24 protein-coding genes and 1 tRNA gene are annotated in these 23,985 nt (G+C 59.6%); 12 read left to right on the top strand and 13 right to left on the bottom strand.

The genetic code is table 11. The features are described 5' to 3' along the window. Positions 1 to 60: 60 nt before the first annotated feature. From G6P99_RS09215 to G6P99_RS09190, 6 genes are all read right to left on the bottom strand, one after another. On the bottom strand, positions 61 to 3,477 hold the full coding sequence (locus tag G6P99_RS09215) for an ATP-dependent helicase (RefSeq protein ID WP_165127863.1): 3,417 nt from the start codon (positions 3,475 to 3,477) through the stop codon (positions 61 to 63). A 1-nt stretch (position 3,478) separates the two neighbouring features. Further along, a complete protein-coding gene (locus G6P99_RS09210) occupies positions 3,479 to 4,057 on the bottom strand; it encodes a hypothetical protein (protein ID WP_165127861.1) in 579 nt (192 codons plus the stop codon). Beyond that, on the bottom strand, positions 4,054 to 4,731 hold the full coding sequence (locus G6P99_RS09205) for a DNA-binding response regulator (protein ID WP_165127859.1): 678 nt from the start codon (positions 4,729 to 4,731) through the stop codon (positions 4,054 to 4,056). The genes G6P99_RS09210 and G6P99_RS09205 overlap by 4 nt, the downstream gene beginning before the upstream one ends. Positions 4,732 to 5,029: 298 nt before the next feature. Further along, positions 5,030 to 5,644, bottom strand: a complete 615-nt coding sequence (gene dcd / locus G6P99_RS09200; RefSeq protein WP_246709480.1) for a dCTP deaminase — start codon at positions 5,642 to 5,644, stop codon at positions 5,030 to 5,032. Next, positions 5,628 to 6,656, bottom strand: a complete 1,029-nt coding sequence (locus G6P99_RS09195; protein WP_165127857.1) for a hypothetical protein — start codon at positions 6,654 to 6,656, stop codon at positions 5,628 to 5,630. Before G6P99_RS09195 ends, dcd begins: the two co-directional genes overlap by 17 nt. After that, positions 6,646 to 6,933, bottom strand: coding sequence for a hypothetical protein (locus tag G6P99_RS09190; protein WP_165127855.1), 288 nt, complete (start codon positions 6,931 to 6,933; stop codon positions 6,646 to 6,648). The genes G6P99_RS09195 and G6P99_RS09190 overlap by 11 nt, the downstream gene beginning before the upstream one ends. A gap of 512 nt (positions 6,934 to 7,445) precedes the next feature. On the opposite strand from G6P99_RS09190, the gene G6P99_RS09185 reads away from it, so the two are divergent. Beyond that, positions 7,446 to 10,811, top strand: a complete 3,366-nt coding sequence (locus G6P99_RS09185) for a type ISP restriction/modification enzyme (protein ID WP_165127853.1) — start codon at positions 7,446 to 7,448, stop codon at positions 10,809 to 10,811. Positions 10,812 to 11,187: 376 nt separating this feature from the next. On the opposite strand, the gene G6P99_RS09180 is transcribed toward G6P99_RS09185, so the two are convergent. Further along, complete coding sequence (locus G6P99_RS09180) at positions 11,188 to 11,733, bottom strand: hypothetical protein (protein WP_165127851.1); 546 nt, start codon at positions 11,731 to 11,733, stop codon at positions 11,188 to 11,190. 339 nt (positions 11,734 to 12,072) lie between these two features. On the opposite strand from G6P99_RS09180, the gene G6P99_RS09175 reads away from it, so the two are divergent. Beyond that, positions 12,073 to 12,648, top strand: a complete 576-nt coding sequence (locus G6P99_RS09175; RefSeq protein WP_246709479.1) for a Fic/DOC family protein — start codon at positions 12,073 to 12,075, stop codon at positions 12,646 to 12,648. Here the strand turns inward: G6P99_RS09175 and G6P99_RS09170 are convergent, their stop codons facing one another. After that, a complete protein-coding gene (locus G6P99_RS09170) occupies positions 12,649 to 12,867 on the bottom strand; it encodes a DUF6290 family protein (RefSeq protein WP_165127849.1) in 219 nt (72 codons plus the stop codon). 83 nt (positions 12,868 to 12,950) lie between these two features. Here G6P99_RS09170 and G6P99_RS09165 point away from each other — a divergent pair, with 83 nt between their 5' ends. Genes G6P99_RS09165 through G6P99_RS09140 form a run of 6 tightly spaced genes read left to right on the top strand, consistent with a single transcriptional unit; the run spans position 12,951 to position 17,142 of the window. After that, complete coding sequence (locus tag G6P99_RS09165; protein ID WP_165127847.1) at positions 12,951 to 13,349, top strand: multiubiquitin domain-containing protein; 399 nt, start codon at positions 12,951 to 12,953, stop codon at positions 13,347 to 13,349. Positions 13,350 to 13,360: 11 nt separating this feature from the next. After that, on the top strand, positions 13,361 to 13,744 hold the full coding sequence (locus G6P99_RS09160) for an E2/UBC family protein (RefSeq protein WP_165127845.1): 384 nt from the start codon (positions 13,361 to 13,363) through the stop codon (positions 13,742 to 13,744). Then, positions 13,744 to 15,126, top strand: coding sequence for a ThiF family adenylyltransferase (locus tag G6P99_RS09155; protein WP_334261965.1), 1,383 nt, complete (start codon positions 13,744 to 13,746; stop codon positions 15,124 to 15,126). The genes G6P99_RS09160 and G6P99_RS09155 overlap by 1 nt, the downstream gene beginning before the upstream one ends. Then, positions 15,123 to 15,494: a DUF6527 family protein gene (locus G6P99_RS09150; RefSeq protein WP_165127841.1), complete on the top strand. Its 372-nt coding sequence runs from the start codon at positions 15,123 to 15,125 to the stop codon at positions 15,492 to 15,494. Before G6P99_RS09155 ends, G6P99_RS09150 begins: the two co-directional genes overlap by 4 nt. After that, entirely contained in the window at positions 15,484 to 16,383 is a 900-nt protein-coding gene (locus G6P99_RS09145; protein ID WP_165127839.1) for an SDH family Clp fold serine proteinase, read from the top strand. The genes G6P99_RS09150 and G6P99_RS09145 overlap by 11 nt, the downstream gene beginning before the upstream one ends. 36 nt (positions 16,384 to 16,419) lie before the next feature. Beyond that, on the top strand, positions 16,420 to 17,142 hold the full coding sequence (locus G6P99_RS09140; protein WP_165127837.1) for a hypothetical protein: 723 nt from the start codon (positions 16,420 to 16,422) through the stop codon (positions 17,140 to 17,142). A 26-nt stretch (positions 17,143 to 17,168) separates the two neighbouring features. Here the strand turns inward: G6P99_RS09140 and G6P99_RS09135 are convergent, their stop codons facing one another. The 3 genes from G6P99_RS09135 to G6P99_RS09125 form a co-directional block, all read right to left on the bottom strand. Continuing rightward, on the bottom strand, positions 17,169 to 17,918 hold the full coding sequence (locus G6P99_RS09135; protein WP_246709478.1) for a hypothetical protein: 750 nt from the start codon (positions 17,916 to 17,918) through the stop codon (positions 17,169 to 17,171). A 174-nt stretch (positions 17,919 to 18,092) separates the two neighbouring features. After that, on the bottom strand, positions 18,093 to 18,596 hold the full coding sequence (locus G6P99_RS09130; RefSeq protein WP_165127835.1) for a hypothetical protein: 504 nt from the start codon (positions 18,594 to 18,596) through the stop codon (positions 18,093 to 18,095). A gap of 300 nt (positions 18,597 to 18,896) precedes the next feature. After that, entirely contained in the window at positions 18,897 to 19,127 is a 231-nt protein-coding gene (locus G6P99_RS09125; protein ID WP_246709477.1) for a hypothetical protein, read from the bottom strand. A gap of 93 nt (positions 19,128 to 19,220) precedes the next feature. Here G6P99_RS09125 and G6P99_RS09120 point away from each other — a divergent pair, with 93 nt between their 5' ends. Continuing rightward, positions 19,221 to 19,475: a tyrosine-type recombinase/integrase gene (locus tag G6P99_RS09120; protein ID WP_246709476.1), complete on the top strand. Its 255-nt coding sequence runs from the start codon at positions 19,221 to 19,223 to the stop codon at positions 19,473 to 19,475. A gap of 183 nt (positions 19,476 to 19,658) precedes the next feature. On the opposite strand, the gene G6P99_RS47475 is transcribed toward G6P99_RS09120, so the two are convergent. Continuing rightward, positions 19,659 to 19,841, bottom strand: a complete 183-nt coding sequence (locus G6P99_RS47475; protein ID WP_165127833.1) for a helix-turn-helix domain-containing protein — start codon at positions 19,839 to 19,841, stop codon at positions 19,659 to 19,661. 388 nt (positions 19,842 to 20,229) lie between these two features. Then, a tRNA-Glu gene (locus G6P99_RS09115) sits at positions 20,230 to 20,304 on the bottom strand. A gap of 508 nt (positions 20,305 to 20,812) precedes the next feature. On the opposite strand from G6P99_RS09115, the gene G6P99_RS09110 reads away from it, so the two are divergent. The 3 genes from G6P99_RS09110 to G6P99_RS09100 are packed head-to-tail and all read left to right on the top strand — an operon-like array spanning position 20,813 to position 23,906. Further along, on the top strand, positions 20,813 to 21,265 hold the full coding sequence (locus G6P99_RS09110; protein WP_029084383.1) for a (2Fe-2S)-binding protein: 453 nt from the start codon (positions 20,813 to 20,815) through the stop codon (positions 21,263 to 21,265). A 1-nt stretch (position 21,266) separates the two neighbouring features. Beyond that, positions 21,267 to 23,585 carry a xanthine dehydrogenase family protein molybdopterin-binding subunit gene (locus G6P99_RS09105; RefSeq protein WP_165127831.1) on the top strand — a complete coding sequence of 773 codons (2,319 nt, stop codon included), beginning with the start codon at positions 21,267 to 21,269 and terminating at the stop codon, positions 23,583 to 23,585. 51 nt (positions 23,586 to 23,636) lie between these two features. Further along, positions 23,637 to 23,906 (top strand): hypothetical protein, encoded by a 270-nt coding sequence (locus tag G6P99_RS09100; RefSeq protein WP_029084385.1) that lies wholly within the window; start codon positions 23,637 to 23,639, stop codon positions 23,904 to 23,906. The last annotated feature ends 79 nt before the right edge of the window (positions 23,907 to 23,985 follow it).

Raw genomic sequence — 23,985 nt, 5'->3', positions numbered from 1 at the left:
TGGGCCGCCTTCAACTGATCAATCGCCGCAGGAACGGCCGACCGGTAACGGCTCGACCGATTATTTTTCGAACCGCTTTTCCAGGGTTCCGCCGGGCACTGGGCCGCAGATGAAGAAGGCCGGGCATCTTGGGCAAGTCCGGACCGATTCCTTCCTAGGGAACCGGCCCGCCCGGATCTCGTCGAACACCGCGGCGGCGGCGACCTTCCTATTGGCCAACGCCTTGGGTTTCACCGGCACGGCGTTGACGGCGGCGTCGCTCAGGTGGACCAGTTCGACGGTACAGCCGGGGAAGCTGCCCTGCGCCGCCAATACGAAAACGGCCGTGGACACCGATTCCATATCCTTGGAGCCGGAGTGTCCAGTCCGAACGGAACGCACATGCGTGCGTCCGTCCCGGGCGGTCAGCACATCGTCGGGTCTAACGACGATCTCGCCGCCAGGCACGGCTAAGCGCATTTCGATAAGGGGCAGCCTGCCGTACCCCGAACGGGATGCGACGAAGAACTCGATGAGTTGCCTGGCGACGCGCTCGAAATCGCCCGAATAGCCTTGATGGTCAAGACCTTGTCGATCCCATGCTTCCGCGAGCCGATCCTCGAGTTCGGCGGACGACGGCTCGGCTGACGCATCCTCGATCAGCCACTCCACGATCGAGCGCACCGCACCGTGCATCCGCATGAAGGGCGTTTCGGTCCGCCTTCCGCCCACTTCGAGCACATGCGCGTAAAGAAATCGTCTGGGACAGCGCTCGAATAGCCCCAGCTTGTGGTCCGTCAATAGAATTCCTGTAGGAAACGCCACTGGTATGGGCAGTTCGTCGGAAGCGACGGGAAGTGAGGACCGGGGATCGACCGATCCGCCCTCGATCGTGCCGCCGAGCCTTTCTACGAAAGAAGAGCGCCCTCGCGCCCTTCCGTTCGCCGTTCTGGTCGGCGAGTACAGGAGAAGACGATCGCGCGCTCGAGATAGCGCCACGAAGAACAGACATTCCTGCTCCTCGACATGGCCCGCCTTGAGGACATCGATACCCGTGCCATGACCTCCCTCCACCATTCCGTCGGGCGGTGGGCACCCCCTTACGTGGTTGGGCGACCGCGGAAGCGTGTCGGCATTCATGCCCGGTATATGCACCGCGCGAAACTCGAGGCCCTTGCTGCCGTGGATCGTCATGAGTCTGACGGCATCGATGCCCTGCGCTGCGGCCGGCAATTCGCGGAGGTCCCGCTCGTCCGAAAGCAGGACCAGACGCCGGATGCGGTCGAGAAGGCGTCGCGCCGGCAAGCCTGCCGCAGTGGGCTGGGATCGTACGAAGTTCATGAACTGCCAGATGGCGATGCCGCGAGCCCTGATCGACATCTGGTCGGAAGTCGAGATTCCCGCGCCTGTTCTCGTCCGGTCGAGCAGGAATTTCGCGACGGCGGTCCAAGGATCGGACCTGGAGTCGAATCCATACAACGCGCCGCGAAGCTTCGCGAGCGCTTCTTGCCCCGCGGACGACAGGCCCGGAATGTCGACGATCCGCTCGAGCCATTCCACCGGCTGGGCATCGACGGTCTTCAGATGCTGGATGACCGCGCCGACGTCCGAAAGGTCCATACGGAATTCCGACATTGTCGCCACGCGCACGAGGCCCATAGCACGGCGGTCCGTCAGCATCGAGAGAAGGGACAGCAGTTCCTGGATTTCGTCCCGCTCGAACAGGCTGCCTAGGTAGAGCACTGGAACACCAAGGCTCTCCAAACCGGAAGCAAGTCGTCCAAGTCGTTCGTTTCCCGTGCAGAGCACGGCCTGATCGCGATAGGCGATGCCGGAAGCCCTGTTCTCCGCAATGGCTTCGGCAACAGCCTCGATCTCGTCGGGCGCTACGTCGACCGCGCGGTATTGCGGTTTGACGCCAGAAGGCCCGCGCTCCGCCTTCAATCCCACCTCATCGCCCAAGGCGGCTTTCATGTCCTGGCTGGCGAACTCGACGAAGGTGTCAACGATCTCTTCGGTAGACCGATAGTTGACCTTCAATCTGCCGCGCTTCGCTCCGGCGAAATCCTCTTTGCCGAAGCGCGCCACGTTCACGGACGAGGCGCCGCGGAACCGGTAGATGGACTGCTTGGCGTCGCCTACCACCCACAGATTCTCTCCATCGCCGGCGATCGCCTTGAGCAGACGTACGCTAGCTCGATTCACGTCCTGGAATTCATCGACGAGGATATGCCGGTGCCTTCCGCGGAGGTGCTGCAGGACCTCGCCGTCGGACTCCACGAGCGTCACGGGCATCGAGACGAGGTCACCGAAGTCCAGGCATTTCCGCTCGCTCTTCAGAGTCTCGTAGAAGGCGTAGACCTTAGCGACCTCCCTGCACTTCTCCGCCGCCTCAATCTGCTCAGGGGAAGATGCCGCGGCGAACATGTCGTCGGCGAGTTGGGCGTAGCGCGTAACGTTCGTCACCTCGTCCTTGGCGCGCGAAATCGCCGCAAGGATATCGCTGATCTCAAACGAGGGATCCCATAGGTTCTGGTAGTGCGTCAGCCCGAGCCGCGGAAACCCGTCCGACAGCAGATCAATGGCCTCGGTGCGATCCATCATGCGGGGGTTGGGCGGCAGGCCGAGGCGCTCGTAGAACCGGCGCATGATGTCCAGCCCGAACGAGTGAAACGTGCCGATCCACATCGCCGCAGCGGCCTGCGGCTGCTTCGCAGCGATCCGGTCCGCAAGCTCTCCAGCCGCCTTGTTGGAGAAGGTGAGCACGAGGATCTCGTCTGCCGGCACCTTCTTGACGTCGAGCAGCCATTCGACCCTCCCCACGAGAGTCTGCGTCTTGCCGGTGCCGGGCCCGGCCTCCAGAAGAAAAGGTGACCCCCAATGCTGTGCAACTGTCCTCTGTTCTTCGTTGAGTGGCTTTTCTTCGCGGGGACGCACGTCGACGGTCACGGCAGGCAAGAGCAAGCCGTCTAACAACTGCTGCGCCACGACGCCGAACGGGGCTCCCAGCCGCGACGCGATGGCGGACGCGGTCATACCATCTTCGATATGAAGCCGACGGGCCACCGATCGGGGAAGAAGGAATTCGCGGCCGAACAAATCCATCTGTACTTCGCGACGCTCGCGCCGACCGTAGTCGATCACTCGGTCGACGCCCACCGGGGCCGCCTCCGCAGGCCGCGAAGGATTGGCCGCGAGCGAAAGATTTTCTTCGGTCGCCGCACCGAGTTCGACGTGACCCAACTCATGACCGACGAGGAAAGCGTTCCCGAAATCGTCGCCGGCGTCCTCGTGCAGCAAGGTCAGCGCGTCGGGATCCCACAACGCCAGGGCACCGCGCAACCGAACGTCGCCCCTCGGCAGCTTCTCGACGGCGATGCTCCGCCTCGTCGCTTCGGCGGTCGCGAATTCATACGGTTTCCAAGGGTCGGCGCCGCGCGAGACGGCTTCCGAATGGAGCCGTTCGGCGGTCTGACGCGCGATCTCGATCGAGTCCATGCTAGTCGGACGACGTGTAGATATCCGCCTTCTGCTCGGGGGTGACGCCGGATGAATCGAGGAGCGCCTCGAACGGCACCTTCTCCGATGAAGTCGGCTTAACATCGGCCTTGTAATTTATTGCGCCGGCCACGGCCGGCGGAAGGTTCAGATAGGCGAGCAAATCGGCCACGGTGGTATGCGCGGCGCGAGCGATCCGAGCGAGAAAGAGCTGCGGTACGGAAGACACGATCACGAGGCGATCCCGAAATGCAATAAGGACGGATCTCGGCACCCTTAACGAGTCTGCCAACGAAGCGAATGACGTACCCCGAAAAGCCTCGAAGGGATTTGCGGCGCTGCGGGATGCGCCGGCTCGCCTAAGCTGTTCCAACGCACGTTGAAAAGTGGCTTCGTCTTCGAAGGCCTCGGAAATCCCTCGACCTTCGATCCGCAGGTCGAGGGACAGATCTATCAGGTCTTCGGTGTATTGTGGGTAGAGGGCCAGGTAACGGTCAAGCGTCGGCTTGTCATGGACGGGCTCCACGGAGAATGCGAGGAGCACGTCCTCCAGCTGCATTTCCGGTTTAAGGGTGGTCATGTCTCATCCTCGTTGAGTGCCTTACGGAGCTCTTCGATCGCCTTGTCTCGGCGGTTTCGCACAGTCTTTTCGGTGCATCCGAGTGTGCCGACGATGTCGCGGACGCCGGGCTCCTTCGATTCAATCGGATAACCCTTCAGCAGCAACACCATGACGAAACGTATAGGCTCCGGTAAGAGTTCAATCGCCTTGTCGAGCTTCGACCGGTAACCCGGATCGTCAAGTTTCGACTCTGAAATCGGGTTCTGGGCGACGGCAGCCTTCTCGATCTCCGCGTTCAGCTCGCTGGTTTCGTCGTCGTAGGTCATCGGAACCGCCCGGTTCTCGCGGCGCCGAGCACTCCGCTTCGCCGTCGACCTGAGCGTCGCGACCGCATGATCGAAATTGACCTCGAAATAGTCGAGCCGTTCCTCGTAATCCTGTCGATCCAGCATCAAAAGGTCCTCGAACCGATTCATGACTGCGTCGGAGACATCGACTTTAGTCTGAGATTCCAGGACCTTTCCATCCGTGGTCCGCCCGACCGCCGGAGAGGGCAGTCGCGCCAAGACACGACGCCTGAGCTCCCGGTAAAGAGCCGCGAAATGATCGTCCGAATTGTCGAACTTGGCCTCCCTCACAAGATGGAGCAGGCATTCGGAAGGAAGATAGTCCGCGTTCGTTGCATGGGTCACTGAACATCGATCGGCAACGTTAGCCCGGGGTTGCGCGAGCAGCTCGTCCAGAGCGGCTTCGACCTCCGGTCGTCTTCGATACAAGGTACCGTCAGATTGGGCTTTGCGCAGCGGCCGAGGCATGTAACTACCGGGAATTGCGGATTTGGCTTGATGCTCGCGTATAGAGGCCGAATCGGAGGCGCGCAATGCGGATATTGGGCCTACGAACCGGCCGCCGTGGCGCGAGTGTCAGCCGGAGGGGCTTGCCGATCAGGCACCCTTCGGAGCGTGACTTGGATGGATTGAAATGCGGACCCTACGGGACGCGCTTTTCCCGGATGCTCACCAGTCGCTCCAAATCCGGATCATCCGCAGCACGCGACGGCATGGGACGCACGTTACCCAGATACTTCCTGGAGGCCGCCCGGTAATCCGATTTGAAGGGTACGGAGAACAGACGAGCCTGAAAAACACGACTTCCCACGACCAGTTCAACGGGATTGTTACTTTCGTTGAAAAGCTCGATCGGAAAGCAGCCTCGATAGCCGGGCTGGATCATCGTGTTCAGATGGATTCCAAGCCTGGTGTAACTGCTCCGGGTCAGGACATCCGCATGAACGTCCGCCGGCAAGCCGACGTATTCCAGCGTAGTGGTGAGAGCGAGCTGACCGGGATATAGGATAAAGCTGTCACCAAATTCACGGCGCGTCGTTTGGAAGTACGAACTGATGCCACGGAACGACGGGTCCGATTTCACCGTGCTGATGTACGGACGACGCGTCAGGATAGACACGTAGAAATCGCATCCGAGCCTCATGTCGATGGTAACTTCGCCGATTTGCGAGTCTTCCAAGAGCGGGTCGATGAAGAGCGCCGTGTCACCCTTCTGCGCCATACGCGCCCGAATTTCAGTTTTATGGAGCAGCGCCACTGGACCACCTCTCCCGTATCGACGTGTTCCGAATCGATTTCTCCGTGAGATCGTTCACTATCCGCTCGATTTCGGCATCGGTCATGCCGGATGTCCAGGCGGGCGTCTTCTTGTCTAAGGCATCCTCGAAATACTTCCACGCGGAGTCGAACAGACCGTGCAATTCGCTTTCGGAGCCGACGCGAAAGGTGCGGATGTCGTCAAACGCATCACGAATGACCGGGGACGTGTACTCGATCTTGAGCGTCGGCAATCCAAGTTGAGCCAAGCAGTGCTGCAGTAACGCGATCAGGGGCGTCGAGCGACCGTTCATGAATTCTCTCACCGTCGCGACGCGGTCCGCTGTGGCAGGGTGGGAATGGGTTGTCGGATGATTGGGCGCAATGGTCTCCAAGGCTCGCGTGCTAGCCTCGCCGACATAGGCAGATGCAAATAGGTCCGCAAAATGCTCTCGGCGATGCGACAGCTCGCGAGGCGCGATAGTTGGTTCAACGAGCACGCTGAGATCGACGACGCTATTCGAGATGTCCACGAAGTGCCCGAGCTCATGATACAGCGGGACACAAAAGAGAGGCTTGTGGCTATAGATCCGCGGAACGCCGAGTTGGACCAGGGGTGCGTCTAACCCTTTAGCATCGAAATTCGGAAGTGCCGTCTTTACGAACTCCCAAGGATCGACTGGGTAAAAGTGAAAATCGCGACCGTCCGTAAGGGCGGTGGTGATCAGACAATCGCGCTTGGACCATTTTCGAAGTACGGCTCGCAAGCAATATTCGAGCTCGTACGGAGATTCCTTCGTAGTGCTACCCGCTAGGTATCGATTCGCAGTAAGCGCATGGTAGGAAAAATCTCGCACGACATCGGGGCTGAGCGAGCTCTGATTGTCGAGGACGTATTCGATCGCCTCGATCAGCCGGGCCGTGAAGGTGTGAAGTTTGCCACTGAAGTACGTGGTCTCTAGGCAATCTCTCAGGCTGTCTCGGACGAGAAAGAGATCGATCCTAGGGCGCAACGCCTTCTCCCAAAGAGTTTAAGATCTGAGCCGCCATCGCCGGCGTCATCGATGCGATATCGGAAATCGGATCGACGGCATCCCGGAGTGCGGTCACCTCCCGCAACCGTCTCGCCAGTTGGACGGCTTGAGGGGAAATTTGGCCTTGAACTTGCGAAGGATCCTTCGCCAGGACTTTTGCCTGGCGCAACACCGTGTCGAAGTGCTCAGCCAACTGAGGCGAGACCGATCCTTTGTCGCTCACGAGACGGAGAGCAAGGCCGAACAATTCGAGCATTCTTGACTCGTTCGTCGGGACTGCTGCGAGCATCCTATGACCTTTATGAATCGATGGACCGAATCTTCTACTGATGAATCAAGAGGCCGCAGGCGTCAACCGGTTGTTAACAACTACTTCACTTCCAATCCTTTGACACAGTCCTCTACCTCGCCTCCTCGCCTCCCGCCTTCTTCTCCACTGATCTCGTCAGATTGGCGAGCCCAAGCGCCTCGGTGGAACACCGCATGATAGTCACCAGTGTCGAAGAGGTTTGCGCATGCAACCGGTTGGCACTTGCCGAGAGCGGGAGGGTGTGGGTCAGCGTGTGCTCGTGGCGGTCTGGATTGCCGGACGAGGCGGCGCCGCCGTGGCGTTTGCGCAGGTGGATGCGCCGGACGAGACCCTGCCGGTCCTAGGAAGGCGGGCCCCGCCTCGGGCTGTCCGGCCTCTGGGCACGGGTTCTCGATCAAGGTACAACCTAGCGCCCTTGAGTCGCCGCGCGCTCCGCCACCTACGAGCAACAGCACCGCATGTCAAAGCTAGCTCCGCTAGACCTCTATCTCGACGAAATCGCCAAGGTAAAGGCGACGAAGGCTGGCACCAAGGAGACATCGTACTACCCGGCTGTCGCGATTGTTGTGAATGCTGTCGGTCATAAATTGAAGCCGTCCGTGTATTGCCTGCACCACCCGTCCGGCAAGGACGGCATTCCCGATTTTGGGCTGTTCGAGCAGACAAAGTTCAAAAAATCTGAACAGCCCAGTTGGACAGAGGGAATTTCGCCCGAGCGCGGCGTGGTCGAGGTCAAAGGCGCTAGCCACTCGATAAAGACGCTGCTCGCCAGCAAGCAGATCACGGAAAAATATCTACCGGCCTATGGGCTCGTACTCGCCACGAATTTATGGCAGTGGCGGCTCGTGACGGCGCAAGGCGTTGTTGAGACATTCGATATCGGCAACGACGAAAAGGCATTTTGGAAGCTGGTAGATGGAACCAGGCCGGACACCCTTCGTACCCGCTTCAACGATTTTCTGGAGCGGTGCCTCCTTACTGCCGCGCCGCTGACAAAGCCAAGTGATTTGGCCTTCTTCCTGGCTTCCTATGCGCGTGATGCACTGGCACGGTTGACGGATCGAGCCGATCTTCCGGCACTTGCCGCGCTTCGAAAGGGTATCGAAGAAGCCATCGGCATTCATTTCGACGAAGGTGATGGCGAGCATCTGTTTCGTTCTACCCTGGTTCAAACGTTATTCTACGGATTGTTTTCAGCCTGGATTGTTGATGTAGGCCAGAAAAAGTTGCCACCCTTCAATTGGCAATCTGCGCAGTGGTCGATGACAGTCCCGGTCGCCCGATTCCTGTTTCAACAAGTCGCAACCCCCGAGCGACTGGAGCCGCTGGAAATAGTACCGCTTCTTGATGCTGCTGCCCGCGCTCTCGACCGTGTCGATCGCGAGGTCTTCTTTGCGGCATTCAATGACGCAGAGGCGATCCAGTTCTTCTATGAGCCATTCTTGGAATTCTTTGACCCGGATTTGAGGAAAGATCTCGGGGTTTGGTATACGCCGCCAGAGATCGTGTCATATATGGTCGAGCGTGTAGACCGCGCGCTTCGCACCGAACTGGGCTTGGAAGACGGACTGGCGGACCCAAGTGTTTGGGTGCTCGACCCATGCTGCGGCACGGGCAGCTTCGTTGTCGCCGTGCTGGAGCGCATTCGAAAGACATTGGAAGGTAAAGGGATCGGCGTACTGGTTGCAGACGAAGTAAAGAAAGCTGCGACCACGCGTATCGTCGGCTTTGAGATAATGACGGCTCCGCTGGTGATCGCTCATTGGCAGGTCGGCGAAGCCGTGAGACGGGCCGGTGCCCCGCTGGTTAAAAATGAGCGCGCCGCAATCTACTTGACCAATGCGCTGACCGGCTGGACTCAAAATGAAGATGAGCCACCGATACCCGGCTTCGAACCTTTATTCGAAGAGCGTGGAGCTGCGGGCTCAGTCAAGAAAACAACTCCGGTCCTCGTTGTCCTGGGGAATCCTCCCTACAACGCTTATGCGGGAACGAGCCCCGAAAGTGAGGGCGGATTGGTTGACCTCTATAAAGTCGGCTTGCGCGACAAGTGGGGCGTGAAGAAATTCAATCTCGATGAGCTCTACGTCAGATTCTTTCGGATCGCCGAGCGCCGGATCGCCGATGTGAGCGGCAAAGGGGTCATCGCGTACATAAGCAATTTCTCATGGCTAGAACGGCCGTCCTTCGTCGCAATGCGCCAACGTCTTCTTCAAGAATTCGATACCATTTGGATCGACAATCTCAATGGGGACAGCAGGGAAACGGGCAAACAGACACCGGACGGGCTTCCTGATCCTTCGGTCTTTTCGACAGCGATGAACCGTGAGGGCATAAGAGTAGGAACCGCCGTCTCGATGCTCGTCAGAAAGCCGGGCGCGCACCTTGCCCTAGGCAAAGTGCTGTTCAGGGAATTTTGGGGCACGGAAAAGCGAACGGAGCTCAAAGCCACGCTTACTGCCTCCTCGCTCAACGACGGATACACGCCGCTGGCGCCTTCTTCAAAAAACCGGTTTCAACTTCGGCCCGGCGCCGCCGTGGCCGACTACGCATCATGGGCCGCGATACCCGAATTGGCCGCGACAAGTCCGCTTCCTGGGTTGTTAGAGAAGCGCGGCGGCACTTTGTTTGATTTTGATCGCAAGGCGCTAGAGCACCGCATGCAGGTTTACCTTGACCCTGACCAGTCGATGGACACGGTGCGCTCGGTCGCGCCGGGTCTGGCGGCGAAGATGGACCTCAAAGATCCTGAGACGATGCGTAAGCGCGTCTTGCATTTGAAGGGAGAACGCTTCGAGGATTCTCGGCTCGTCCGCTTCGGTATCCGGCCGTTTGATTCCGGTTGGGCATATGTTGTTGCTACGCCCGGGATTTGGAATAGAAACCGCCCCGAACTGCAACATGTGTTGCCGGACGCTCATGGGTTCTTCTGCACACGCGTTCAAAATGTTTCCAAGCCAGAGGGCTTCCCTGCATACTGGGTTGAAACCCTGTACCATGATCGCTTCATCGACGAACACGGCTACGGCATTCCTGCCGTTGAAAACCTTTCCGGTTCACCGCGGGCCAATCTCTCTGTTCGCGCGGTCGATTGGTTGAAGACCCTCGGCTTAGAGGCGAACCTGGATACTGCTCAGGCTGTCTGGCGGCATGTCCTTGCGATTACCTACAGCCCAGCGTGGTGTTCGGAAAACGCAGGAGGTATCCGTCAAGGATGGATACGAATCCCGCTGCCCTCTAAAGCAAAAATACTGCTTGCTTCAGCCGCCCTCGGACAGCAGTTGAGCGATCTCCTTACCTCTGAGAAACCGGTGATCGGTGTTACCTCAGGTACGATCCGTCCTGAGCTCGCGACCATAGCAACACCAAGCGTTGTAGAGGACGCTAAAGCGTTTTGGCGGGTGACCGCCGGTTGGGGGAACCGCAGCGAAAAAGGGGTCGTCATGCCGTCGCGCGGTCGATTGGATACGCGAGCCTATACCACGACCGAGATTGAGGCGCAGAAGAAAGCGACATTGTTAGGTGCGCAAACCCATGACGTTTGGATCAACGCCCAAACCTATTGGAGAAATGTGCCTGACTCAGTGTGGGAATTCCACATAGGCGGTTATCAGGTGTTGAAGAAATGGCTATCCTACCGCGAGGAGTCGGTACTCGGCCGAGCGATCACACTGGAAGAGGTCAGACACTTTACCGAAACGGCTCGGAGGCTCGCAGCGCTGCGCGTCCTCGGGCCGGCACTCGATAAGAATTTCCGTGATTGCACCGCTTGCCACAGTCCTTTGAGCGCCGAGAATGAGTCTGCTGACGTTGCGAGTATTTGAACGGCGTTTCAGAATCGGCCTCTAGATGATTATTGCCAACTGACGATGAATTAGCCGATTGAAGTCATACAGTCTTGGGTTGACCGTACATGTCGATCTGTCGCTCTCGGAGTTCGCGGAGTACCAATTCCTCTAGTTTTCACTTGATGGCAGGAATGTTAGGGCGCTCGGTTTCGGGCGGCATCATGCGGAACGATTGGCGGAGGGCGTCGAATCCTTTGCCCCGATACTCGTAATCCTGAAGTGGGACTGCCGGAGCGCATCAACCACCATCAAGGCGATTTGCCGTTCATTCTCTTCGCTCTTCGCGAAATTCACTCTCTTCGTCTGTTTCTTCGTAGCCCTCTTCCTCGAAATCCACCACCGCACCCTCCCGTTAAGCCGCCTCTAATCGGCGCTCGGCGGCGGCTTCTCGCCGACGACGATAGAGGTCCCGCGCGATCTTGGCTTCGACGATCATCGGCTGAAAACCGCCCCAGTCGATTTTCCATCGCTTTTTGCTTCGCACACGCCAGATTCTAAAAGAGCGAACGACGTGCCGCTCGAATGCGGCCCTGTCGCATTTGTTGATCTTCATGAAATGGCGGATCAGTCGTCGCTCATCGGCCGTGGACATAACGCCGATTGCCACAAGTTGCTGGATGCGTCCCCAGTGCTGAACCGAATGGCAGATCGTGCAGATCGCATCGACACCCACCAAAATGGCGACCCCGCTGCGAGGCTTTTCGACGTACTTCCAATTTTCGTGGCCATGCAGACGATCGGCTCCTCCGCAGATCGTGCATTTTCCGAGAGCCGCCCTGGTCGCCCGACTGAGTTTCAGCCAGCGGCCTGGGCCGAGGCCGACGACATTGCACCGGAGATTTTGACGCCAAAGCGGACCGGGGATCAGTTCTAGACGAAGTTTGTTCTTCCCTGGCATTGCTTCCAGCCCCTAGCCTTAAGCGGTTTCCAGCCACATATGAGTGCGGTAAGAGGATGATAACTCCCGGCAACGTATATGAAAGTTCGTATTCGCAACCCACTCGAATCCGTGTTATATTTCGCTCATGACCGATAAGCGCAAAGGCTCCAGCATCAACTCGTCTTCCCGTGTCTTGGGAGACAAGACTTTCGCGGCTATTTCGGCCGTGGAAGGGTTGAAGCTCGGCAAAGCGTCGAGGGAACGCCTGTCGGCCCTTAGCAAAAAGAACCTGACGCCTGCCCAGAAGCGGGCTGAGGTGTTAAGGGCATACGTCCAACCCAAAGGTCGCTAGTAGACTTGAGCGGATACGACGTATTCGACGACCCCTATTGCTACAAGGGCACATCCGTCCTCAAGAACCGGGCTCGCCTCAGGGATGCAAAAACCCTGAACGATTTCGAGCTCGAAATGTCGACGTTGAGATCGCAAGAGCCCCTCCCCGATGGGCAATTCACTCCCGCCCACTATAGACGCGTTCACCACCATCTGTTTCAGGACGTCTATTCCTGGGCCGGAAAATACCGGACTGTGCGCACGTCAAAGGGCGGGAATCCTTTCGCCTATCCTGAACATATACCCTCTTACATGGATCAGGTTTTCGGCAAGCTTGCGCTGCCGGCCATGAAGCCCAGCTCAAGTGAAGCGGACTTCCTCGCTGCGGCCGCCGATTTTCTCGCCGAACTCAACGCCATCCATCCCTTTCGTGAGGGCAACGGGCGATCTCAGCTGTCCTTTATGCACCTGGTCGGGCAGCGAGCCGGCCATCCCTTGGAGCTTAAGCGCGTCACCCCCGAAACATTCATGCCCGCGATGATCGCGAGCTTTGACCGCGATCTGGGTCCGCTAAAATCCGAGCTGCAGAAACTGCTCTGATTATTCGCCGGCCTGACGTGCCAGCAGCTTCCGCGCGCGTGCAAGCCGAGCTTTCAGGTCTTCCTGAAAAGCCGGGTCCTTGCGCCGGGTTTCGATGTGCTCGCTGATTGCGGCCCGAATCACGTCCGAAACCGCCAGCTGCTCCACCGAAGCAACGGTCTCCAAGGCTTCCGCCTGCTCTTCGGTCAGGCGAATGGTCATTGCTTTGCTGGTTTTCATGCCCGGAAGATGCACCTTAGCACCGGGCTTGTCAAGTGGCTTGGTGTCGTGGTATCTTGGTGGCAAGCAATGGAGGTACCACGATGGCTGAGCATGACGAATTCGGACGGGAAGCCCGCGAGAAAGAGCTGGAGGCCCTGAAAGAGCGCCAACAGCGAGAGCTGCGGGAGTTTGAAGAACGGCAAAGGGAGGAACTGGAGGAGTTCGAGCGCCATGAGCACGAAGAGCTCAAGGAGTTCGAGGAGCGGCAGCACCCGTACGACATCAAGATCGACCGCACGGAGTTCAAGGTGAAGGAGCACTTCCTGACCGGCGCTCAACTGCGGGCCCTGCCCAATCCGCCGATTGGCCCTGACCGCGACCTGTTCGAGGTCGTCCCGGGCGGTTCGGACGAGAAGATCGCTGACACGCAGGAAGTGAAGATGCGCGATGGCCTGCGCTTCTTTACCGCACCGGCCCAAATCAACCCGGGCTCAATCTAAGGACAATCGCAGTGCTGCCTTCACATGACATTGAATATCTCAACGCCAAGGCGCCGGGCCATCAGGTCACGACCGAAGGCGGCGTTATCTGCGTGGTTGTGCCCGCCTACCCCTTGCCCAAGGGATTTGACCGGGAGGACTGCGATCTCCTCATTCGTCTGGCTCCCGGCTACCCGGACGTGCCGCCCGACATGTGGTGGTTCGATCCGCCCGTCCGCCGAACTGACGGTGCCGAGATCCCCGCCACGCAATCGCGTGAGGGCCATCTCGGCCGCCAATGGCAGCGCTGGTCGCGGCATTTCACGGCGGGCCAATGGCGCTCGGGCATCGACTCACTTCAAAGTTACTTCGCGTTGATCAGGAATGAGCTGCTGAAAGCGGCTCCGGGGGCATGATGACGATCACACTGGTCCTGACCGACACGCTCTTCCAAGAAATTGAACAGACCGCCAGGTTGCCGCTTGAAACCGCAGGCGTGCTGCTCGCAGGAATTGCCCGGGCGCCGAACGGCGATATCCGGCTTCTTGGCCGTGGAATGCGCTGGGTGCCACAAGACGCCTATCTTGCCCGTGAAGGTGATCATCTGTCGATCGCCTCGCAAGGTTACGTCCCTGCCCTCGCGGAAGCTGAGCGCATCGCCGCCATTCCGATCTGGTTTCACACCCATCCCAGCATAGTCGGCCACCCAACCCCGAGCATGGCCGACCGCAAGGTTGACCAGGACATTTCCGACCTTTTCCGGCTGCGTTCGGGCTCCGAACTCTACGTCACGCTGATCGCATCGCCGCGCGACGACGGCATCACCTTCACTGGCGAGGTGCATTTCGGCGACGGCGGCAAAGCGTCGATCGACCGCTTGTTGCGCGTTGGCGACAAATGGCAGTTGGTCAACTCATTCAACTCGGCGGCGCCACAGATACCGGCGATCTTTGACCGGAGCGTGCGCGCGTTCGGCCCGGATATTCAGCAGACGCTCGGCGCGCTGCGGGTTGGCATCGTTGGCTGCGGCGGCACCGGTTCGGCGGTCGCCGAACAGCTGGTACGCCTCGGCGTTCGTCACCTGACCCTGATGGATGCCGACACGCTGACCGAAAGCAACGTCACCCGCGTCTACGGCTCAACGCCAGGCGCGGTTGGCCAACCCAAGACCTCGATCCTGAAAGGCCACCTGACGGCCATCGCCCCTGACCTGGAATGCAATGCCGTCACCGCGATGGTGACGCTCGAAAAGACGGCGCGCGAGCTGATCCCCTGCGATGTGGTCTTTGGCTGCACCGACGACAACGCCGGCCGCCTGGTTCTCTCGCGGTTTTCGACCTTCCTTGCGACACCCGTTATCGATTGCGGTGTGCTGTTGGGCGGCGATGGGGCTTTGGCAAGCATCAACGGCCGCGTGACCACTCTTACGCCTGGCTCCGCCTGCCTGGTCTGCCGCGACAGGATCGACCTTGGTCGTGCGGCAACCGAGTTACGCACGCCGGAGGAGCGGATACGGCTTGAGAACGAAGGCTATGCGCCCGTATTAGGGGGCATTGAACCGGCAGTGGTGACGTTCACCACCAGCATCGCTTCCGCCGCTATTAACGAGCTTCTGGAGCGCCTGATCGGGTTCGGGCCGAGCCCACGCCCAACGGAAGTGCTTTTCCGCTGGCACGAGCGAGAAATTTCGACCAACAACGCCAAGCCTCGCCCCGATCATTACTGCAACCCGGAAAGCCAGAAGATCGGCAAGGGTGACAGCGATCCCTTCCTTGAACAGGCGTGGCCTGGCGCATGAAGATTCGTTGGTGGCAGTGGGTTTGGCTGAACTGGCTTCCGCAGTGGCTGACGCGTCAACCGGCGCATTGCATCGGCCTGGTCGAGTCGGCTGACGAGGTTCCGGAGAAGCTGCCGAGAAATACCGCCATCGTGGTCGGGACGGCAGCACGGCCGAAGTGGATCGCGTTCGATTGTCCGTGCCGGAGTGGCCATCGCATCATGCTCAACCTCGATAGCGCACGCACCCCGTTCTGGCGTTTATCTAAGGTTGACGGCCCTCTTTCTCTTTCGCCAAGCGTGAACTACTATGATGGAAAGCGCAGATGCCACTACTTCATAAGAAACGGAAAAGTCGATTGGATGGGGGATTCGTTTGGTGAGCGATAACGGCCAGGAGCCCACGCCGTCGTCCGGAGCCGCGCCGCTCAAAGCAGAGCGACCGCTTACGAAGACGCCCATGTACACGGCGATGAATGCTGGCCGCTATCAACGGCAGGAACTGATCAAGCATATAAACGCCGCTGAGCATACCAACCTGATCTGTTACGTCGGCAGCTTGGAAACCGAGATAGACCGGAACGATGTGATCGGGTTCGTGGAAATGCTCCACAACATCCCCGAAAACGCGCCGATTGATCTTCTTCTCAATACCGGGGGCGGCGATGTCGACGCCTGTGAGAAACTGGTCAAGCTTATGCTGGCAAAAGCGGGCACCCAGCCGTTCCGGGTGATCGTGCCCGACCTGGCGAAGAGCGCCGGCACGCTGATGGCACTCGCCGCCAGCAAGATCATCATGAGCAACACCTCAGAGCTTGGCATGATTGATCCGCAATTCCTCCTGAAGGACGCTCGCGGCAACGAACTGCATTATTCCGTCACCGGCTATTTAGAGGCTTACGAGAAACACTGCGATGCGATGCGCAAAAATGCTCAAGACCCGATTGCTCTGTTGATGCTTGATAGCTTTGACGCCAGGACGGTTGCGAAATTTCAGGGCATCCGCGACCGCGTGAGGACGTTTGCAGAAGACATGCTGAAGCGTCGTGGCGCGCCGAGTTCAACGATTTCGCAGGCCCTGATGAGCGCCAGCCAATGGAAAACACACGGCCAACCCATCGATTACGATGATGCCAGACAGATCGGCCTGCCGGTCGAATATTTATCGCCGGACGATGAGCGCTGGAGCCGTTATTGGCAGCTGTACTGCCTGCTTCGTCTCGAAACCGAAGAGGGGAAGAAAATCTACGAATCGGGTTACGCTTCGCTGATTGTGTAATGCGGCGAAGCGCCACATAGTTAGCCAGAGAGCGATATGGACGCCAGCAACGAACAAACGGGAGACGACGCAGGCGGCAAAGGTGACGCTTGCGTACCAGTGTCCGGCTGGCATGCCGACGAACGAGAGCATCGCCGGCGGGAGGGGACGTTCTGGAAAGCCTATATTGTCCTGACCGCCCTCACCGTCATTGGCGTATTTGTCAGCGCAATATTTGCCTATGGTGCCTATGTCGCCACCAAGCGGCAGGCCAAAGCTGCCGAAACCCAGATCGACGTTGCGCGAGATACCGAGCATCGGCAGTTGCGCGCTTATCTACATATCAACCATGGCCCGATTACCGTGAGTGAAAACACGGCCAGCGCCGAGATTCGCATTTCTCATTCGGGGCAAACGCCCGCGTACAAGATCATACTTGAGGCTGATATTGAGGTCGGTCATTTTCCCTTGCCGGATGCCGAAGAGCTCAGCCTGCCGACCGGAGGGATACCGAAATACGAGTTTGGAGCGCTCTACGGAACCGAGCCCATCAAGCAGACAATCTCGATGCCGCAAAACTCGAATGACGCAATCGAGATTCAGAAGCGGAGCCGTGACAGGCTCGCGGGCGGATTGCAGGTCTTCTACTTATTCGGGCGCGTGCGATACCAAGATATCTTCGGCAACGAATGGCCTTACGACTTTTGTTACTCGTTTGATCCAGTGAACAATACAGAAGGAAGCGAGCGAGGCTGCGAGAAATACAACAAGCCCGGATAACGCGTCGGCGATAGCCGCGCGCACTATCAAGGGGGCGATATCGGTTGCACGAATTGGACCGTCAACGCTTCGTGGCTCCTGCCGTCATCCCAGCTCATCGTGAGCCAGTTGGTCGAGGCAGGGTACGATATGGTAATTCTTCCCGGTCGATACCTGGAACCACGCAAGAACGGATATTTGCTTTCATCCGGGGGTTCGAGCAACAACACGAACTGAAGGCCCAGGATATTAAGCGCCAGCGCTTCGATATCTTCCTGCTCGTTCGTAAGTGGCTGGAGTTGGAAACGCGGGTGATTGACCGTTCGGTCGCCCGTGTTCATCGTGCAATAAAGCCCTGCACCCTCCGGCCATCGGTCAGGACTGTCGAGCATGTCCAATATCGCTTCGTCGCGCGAAAATGCGCCCGATAGCCGTTCCCTACCCCTCGCCAAGTTCTTTGAGACGGCTGCGGCTTTGGCTGTTTTTAGCAGCCACCGCTCAATATCATGTCCCGACACAAGCGCGTGCCTCGACCCCGTATCGTGCTCTAAGAATGATTTGAGCGACGCGAAAAAGCATTTGGCCGCGTCGTCAAGAGGATGAAGCGCGCTGTTGTGTTTGGTGCAAAGACAATTTGCTCGAAGGCTTTGCGGCGGCAAAATCTTTGCCTCGCCAGGCGCCAGCCAAGGAAGTCCTGAGATCGAGAAATCACCATCAGCCATCAAAACCCGAATGACCGCCTCTGAAACGATGTGCTCGCCCGAGACCGGGCCCACGCACGAACCCAACTCTTTCATGTAGCACTTGGTTAGACTCGACATCTTGGGCAGTGTTTTTAACCCAAGAACGGCTGGAGGCTTATGCCAGTCCTTGCCGTTGAAACAACAGAGACGCGCAGGCCTTGTCGAACCGCACGGACAGGGGCCATGCAAGGCAGCTGCTTTCTTTCGCTTCGCTTCACCCACGCTCGTTCAGGATCCCACCCGGCTGTTGTATACGGTGATCCAGGCTTCATGCTCGGCTTTGAGATTTTCGACGAGGGCATTCACCACCGCTTCGCTGATGGCCTGTGGCTTTCCACGGCTAAATTCGTTTCTACGTTTGTGAATGTCGTTTAGTAGGTCGGCAACAGCCGCAAATCCGTGCCCGCGAAGGTCGTCAGAATAGTTTGTTCCGAAGAATATCTTATACAGATCATTTAGGCGGCTACCGACTCCGGAATAACGCCGGAGTTGGTCATCTAAAACCCGCTGTGGAAGCTTGCGCATCGCTGTGCGGTGAAGTCGCTCGATACGGGTCTCGAAGTAACCCCAGAACAGCAACACCAAGGCCGCGCGTGCGGATGGGCGTTCAGCATCGGCAAAGTGTGCAAAAGTCTGAAACTCGGCGACTGGACGCTCCCACTCGCGCTGGAGCATCTGCAGATAGATGTAGTCCTCATAGCGGCCTTCGGCACCCATGAAGGCGGCAGGCATGGTGAACTCCCGACCATCTATGATTACCGTTTGGGGTGAAGTATCTAATGGGGCCGAACCACATGCCGGGCAACACACGTCAATCTTGCGAATACCGTGGCATTCCCTCCCGCATCTCACGTAACCAGACCAGAGGCTCGACCACGAGTTTCCTGGTAACCCGTCGTACCACATTAGATGATCCTCTCGTTGCCCGTGGTGTAGCTCGGACATCGCCAAGCCGAGCGGTTCATGTTTGGTGCGCGCCCCCGTTCCCCCTCTAGCGGTACCCGCGCCTTTGCTTTTCGGTCCACTTCAAGACTAAGGCGAGACCAGCCTTACCACGAGCCGGATGCGCTTCAATGCGAACAGTCCCTGCACGTCCAATCCGTCCCATTCGCGGACGGCAGCCCATTTACCAAACAGCGTTGGCTGCACGTCGATCGGCGCAAACGCATAAAGGAGCTTGTCGGCGACCTCGCCGAACACGACGTCCGCAAACAACCGGTTGTAGTGCTCGGCGCCGACGCTCTGCGCCATGCGCGCCTGCATGGCCTGCTGCTGGAGTTGCGACAGGCGGAATGGACCGAGTTCAGCCCGGCTGACGGGGAATGGCGCATACCGCCAAAAAGATGAAGACACCGGGTGCCGCTGGCGTCTCAAGCTCTCGCCATTCTTCGCGAGCTCCAGGAAATCACTGGCGGATCGAGATATCTCTTCCCGTCGGTGAGATCCTGGCATCGCCCAATCAGTGACAACACCCTTAACGCAGCGCTGCGCCGTCTCGAATACGACCAGATCGAATTGACCATTCATCGCCTGCGATCCATCGCGTCAACGCTCCTGAACGAAAGCGGCAAGTGGCAAGCGGATCCGATCGAACGTCAACTTGCGCATTAGGAGCCGAATGAAATTCGTGCCGCCTATACCCATGCCGCCGAATTCTGGCAGGAGCACCGTGCGGATGATGCGGTGGTGGGCGGACAAGTTCGACCGGCTAAGGGAGCACGGTCGTGTCATCAAAATGAGTGCCTGAGGAAAAGCGCGTTGAAAGTGCGGTTGCTCCCTTGAGTCGCCCGCCCGTTAGTTCGACGTGTTGGTGTCAAGGAGCGCCAGAAGTGAGCGCACCACTACTAGTCGCCGACGTCCGATCGTTGTCGTGACGATACGCCCAGCTCCTATCAACTCGTAAAGCTTCGTGCGTCCCAAGCCGGTCACTTCGCATGCATCGTCAATCGTGCAGGTGAGCCGCTGGGCGAATGGCATCGTGCTCGGTTCCGCAGCTTTCGGACCGGCTAGACTCACGTGTGACTGTTGTCTGCCAGTTTTCTCTCCTCGATTATATCTCACGTGGCCCTCCTATTCGAACAACTCGACAGGACAAGACTTGATTGTGCGACGATCAACGTCAATGCGAACATCCGAGCGCGCTCGCGTACGACAGCGCACGTCAGCGGCGGTTTGAATATTTGCGGACACTAAGGGCGACGAGGAAATTTTTCGCGAATGCGCCAGCCACACTGAGGCATCGCGCTGAGGCTATTTGGCGAATATCGGCAGCAAATTCCGCAAGCGTTCCCCGCTGTTCACCAGCGTCTTATTCAACCATTATTCAACGAACGCGGCTGATGGCTACCTAAGTGCCTGAGTTTGCTGGCGCTCCCTAGGGGAATCGAACCCCTGTTTCAGCCTTGAGAGGGCCGCGTCCTAACCGCTAGACGAAGGGAGCGTTGAGGGGGAAGGCAATAGCCTTGAAATCGGCCTGCCGCAAGATGGCTTGTGCATTGCGGTGGGGATTTTGTCGGCCATGCTTTACGCGCCGGGCCGCTATTTCCCGCGGAAGCAGCCCCAAAACGCCCTGCCATGAGGGCGCCCCCGGCGCGGCTCGCCTGCACGGACCCAGCGATGCGGTCGCGCCGATCGCATGATGGCCACCTCCGGATGTCATGCCTGCAGCGTGCACGGCCCTGCTTTCGCCAAACGGAAATGCAAAACACTTGCCTGTGAAGTCACGCGGCGCCCGGCTCTGCTAACATCGCAGCCATTCACCACGCTGCGCGCCCGGCAAGGCGCTCGAGAAGCAAGAGGAGTGCTTGGAACAAAGCGCAAATCCTTGGCGCACGGCAATTTGGCTCACCAACATCTTGGCAAAACAAACATCATCGCGGCCGCAGGCCATGGAAGACGTTCCGCCCTGCCCGCATCGGTCAATAGCTTAAGCAGAGCGAGGACAGACCATGATCAAGCTAAAAATCAACGGCCAGGAACAGAATTGGGATGGCGACCCCGACCTTTCGCTACTCTGGTATCTCCGTGACGAAGCCGGCCTCACCGGCACCAAGTTCGGCTGCGGCCAGGCCCTGTGCGGCGCCTGCACCGTGATCGTCGACAAGGAGGCGGTGCGCGCCTGCATCACCTCGGTTTCCGACGTCGTCGGCCGCGAGGTCACCACCATCGAGGGGCTGCACCCGAGCGGCGATCATCCGGTGCAGAAGGCATGGCGCCAGGTCAATGTTCCGCAGTGCGGCTTCTGCCAGGCCGGCCAGATCATGCAGGCGGCAGCGCTGCTGGACCAGAACCCGAAGCCCAACCACGACCAGATCCGCGAAGCCATGGCGGGCAATATCTGCCGCTGCGGCTGCTACCAGCGGATCGAGAATGCCGTGCACCTCGCATCGACGGGGGTGTGACATGAACATTCGCACCAATCCGGGCAAGCTTCGCGGCTTCGAGAAGCACGTGAAGGTCGAGAACGTTTCGCGCCGCAGCATCCTCAAGGGGCTCGGCATCGCCGGCTCTTTCGTGCTCGCCGCGCCCGTGATGACGCGCCAGGCGTTCGCCGCCTATGAGACCGGCGCCGGCAAGATGCCGCATGGCGTCGTGGTCGACCCGCGCGTGTTCGTCGCGATCGCCCCCGACGGCATCGTCACCATCGTGGCACACCGCTCCGAGATGGGCACCGGCGTCCGCACCAGCCTGCCCCTGATCGTCGCCGAGGAGATGGAGGCCGACTGGTCGCGCGTCCATGTCCAGCAGGCGCATGGCGACGAGGTCAAGTTCGGCAACCAGGACACCGACGGGTCGCGCAGCACGCGGCACTATCTGATCCCGATGCGCCAGATCGGCGCCTCGGCGCGCTCCATGCTGGAAGCCGCCGCCGCCAAGAAATGGGGCGTGCCGGTGACCGAGGTGAAGGCGCAGAACCACGAGGTCGTCCACAGCGCGAGCGGCCGCAAGGCCGGCTTCGGCGAACTCGCCGCCGACGCCGCCAAGCAGTCGGTGCCGAGCATCGAGGGCCTCAAGCTGAAGGATCCGAAGGACTTCCGCTATCTCGGCAAGGGCCAGGTCTCGATCGTCGACCTGCACGACATCACCACCGGCAAGGCGCATTACGGCGCCGATATCCGGCTGCCGGGCCTGAAATACGCGGTCATCGCCCGCCCGCCGGTCACCGGCGGCAAGCTCAAGTCGTTCGACGACAGCGCGGCGATGAAGATCCCCGGCGTCGAGAAGGTGATGGAGGTCAAGGGCTGGCCGTGGCCATCCAAGTTCCAGCCGCTCGGCGGCGTGGCTGTGATCGCGCGCAACACCGGCGCCGCGATCAAGGGCCGCGACCAGCTGAAAATCGTCTGGGACGACGGCGCCAATGCCAAGTACGACTCCGTCACCTATCGTGCGTCACTCGAAGAGGCCGCGCGCAAGCCGGGCCTCGTGGTGCGCAAGGAGGGCGACGTCGATGCTGCCCTGAAGAGCGCCGACAAGGTGATCACCGGCGAATATTATCTGCCGCATCTCGCCCATGTCAGCATGGAGCCGCCGGTCGCGGTTGCCGACGTCAAGGGCGACAAGGCCCAGATCTGGGCGCCGGTGCAGAGCCCCGGCGGCACCCGCGAGGACGTCGCCAAGACGCTCGGCATCCCCGAGGACAATGTCACCGTCAACGTGACGCTGCTCGGCGGCGGCTTCGGCCGCAAGTCGAAATGCGACTTCGCGCTCGAGGCGGCACTGCTGTCGAAGGAACTCGGCGCGCCGGTCAAGGTGCAATGGACCCGTGAGGACGACGTCCACAACGGTTTCCTGCACACGGTCTCGGTCGAACGCATCGAGGCTAGCCTCGACAAGAGCGGCAAGGTGACTGCGTGGCGGCACCGCAGCGTGGCGCCGACCATCGCCTCGACCTTCGCCGCCGGCGCCAATCACGAGGCGGCGTTCGAGCTCGGGATGGGGCTGGTCGACATGCCGTTCGAGATCGCCAACATCCAGTGCGAGAACCCGGAAGCCACCGCGTTCACGCGTATCGGCTGGTTCCGCTCGGTCTCCAACATCCCGCGCGCCTTCGCGGTGCAATCCATGGTGGCGGAGATCGCGCAGGCGACGGGGCGCGACCCGAAGGACATGCTGCTGGAGCTGATCGGGAGCCCCCGGATCGTCAAACTCGATTCGGTGAAGGACCTCTGGAACTACGGCGAGCCCTATGACAGCTACCCGATCGACACCGCGCGGCTACGCAAGGTGGTCGAGCTGGTCGCGGAAAAGGGCGAGTGGGGACGCAGCGTGCCAAAAGGCCATGGTCTCGGCATCGCCGTGCACCGCTCCTTCGTCAGCTACATCGCGACCATCGTCGAGGTGGCGATCGACGACAAGGGCAAGTTCACGGTGCCGCGGGTCGATACCGCGATCGATTGTGGCACTTACGTCAACCCGGAGCGGATCCACTCGCAGATCGAAGGCGCCGCGATCATGGGGCTGAGCCTCGCCAAATACGGCGAGATCAGCTTCAAGGACGGCAAGGTGCAGCAGAGCAATTTCGACGACTTCCCGGTGATCCGGATGGACGAGTCGCCTGCGATCACCAATGTCCACATCGTGCCGCCCGGTCCGGACACCCCGCCGAGCGGCGTCGGCGAGCCCGGCGTGCCGCCGTTTGCACCGGCATTGATCAACGCGATCTTCGCCGCGACCGGAAAGCGCATCCGCGCCCTTCCGATCGGCAAGCAGCTTGAGACCTGAGGAACGTTAGGCAAGACGGGAAGTTCTCATCGATCTGACAGGAGCAGATTGATGAGAACCCCACTTCAAAAATTCGGGACGCTCGCGGCAACCCTGTCCGCGGGCGTCTTTCTTTTTGCCGCGCAGACGTTCGCACAGTCAGCGTCGCCGCCGAGCACTACGGCAACGCGTCCGGCCAAGGTGCTGCCCGACCAGAGTTCGGTTCCAAGCAATGGGCCGCCAGCGACCACCGGCCAAGCCACCGGCGAGGCCAGCCGTGATCCCATGATCAAGAAAATGAACGAGGACGAGAAGCAGAAGGTCGACACCAAGGGCAAGTAGCGGGAACAAGTAGCAGGAAGCCGACCGGGAAGCGGCGGTCTCCCCAGCCGCCGCTTCCCGATCGCATCGCCCCCTGTCT

The organism is Bradyrhizobium sp. 6(2017), assembly GCF_011058295.2.
Classification (GTDB): Bacteria; Pseudomonadota; Alphaproteobacteria; order Rhizobiales; family Xanthobacteraceae; genus Bradyrhizobium; species Bradyrhizobium septentrionale.
Note: the sequence above shows the minus strand (reverse complement) of the source record. Positions and strands in the feature narration are given on the sequence as shown.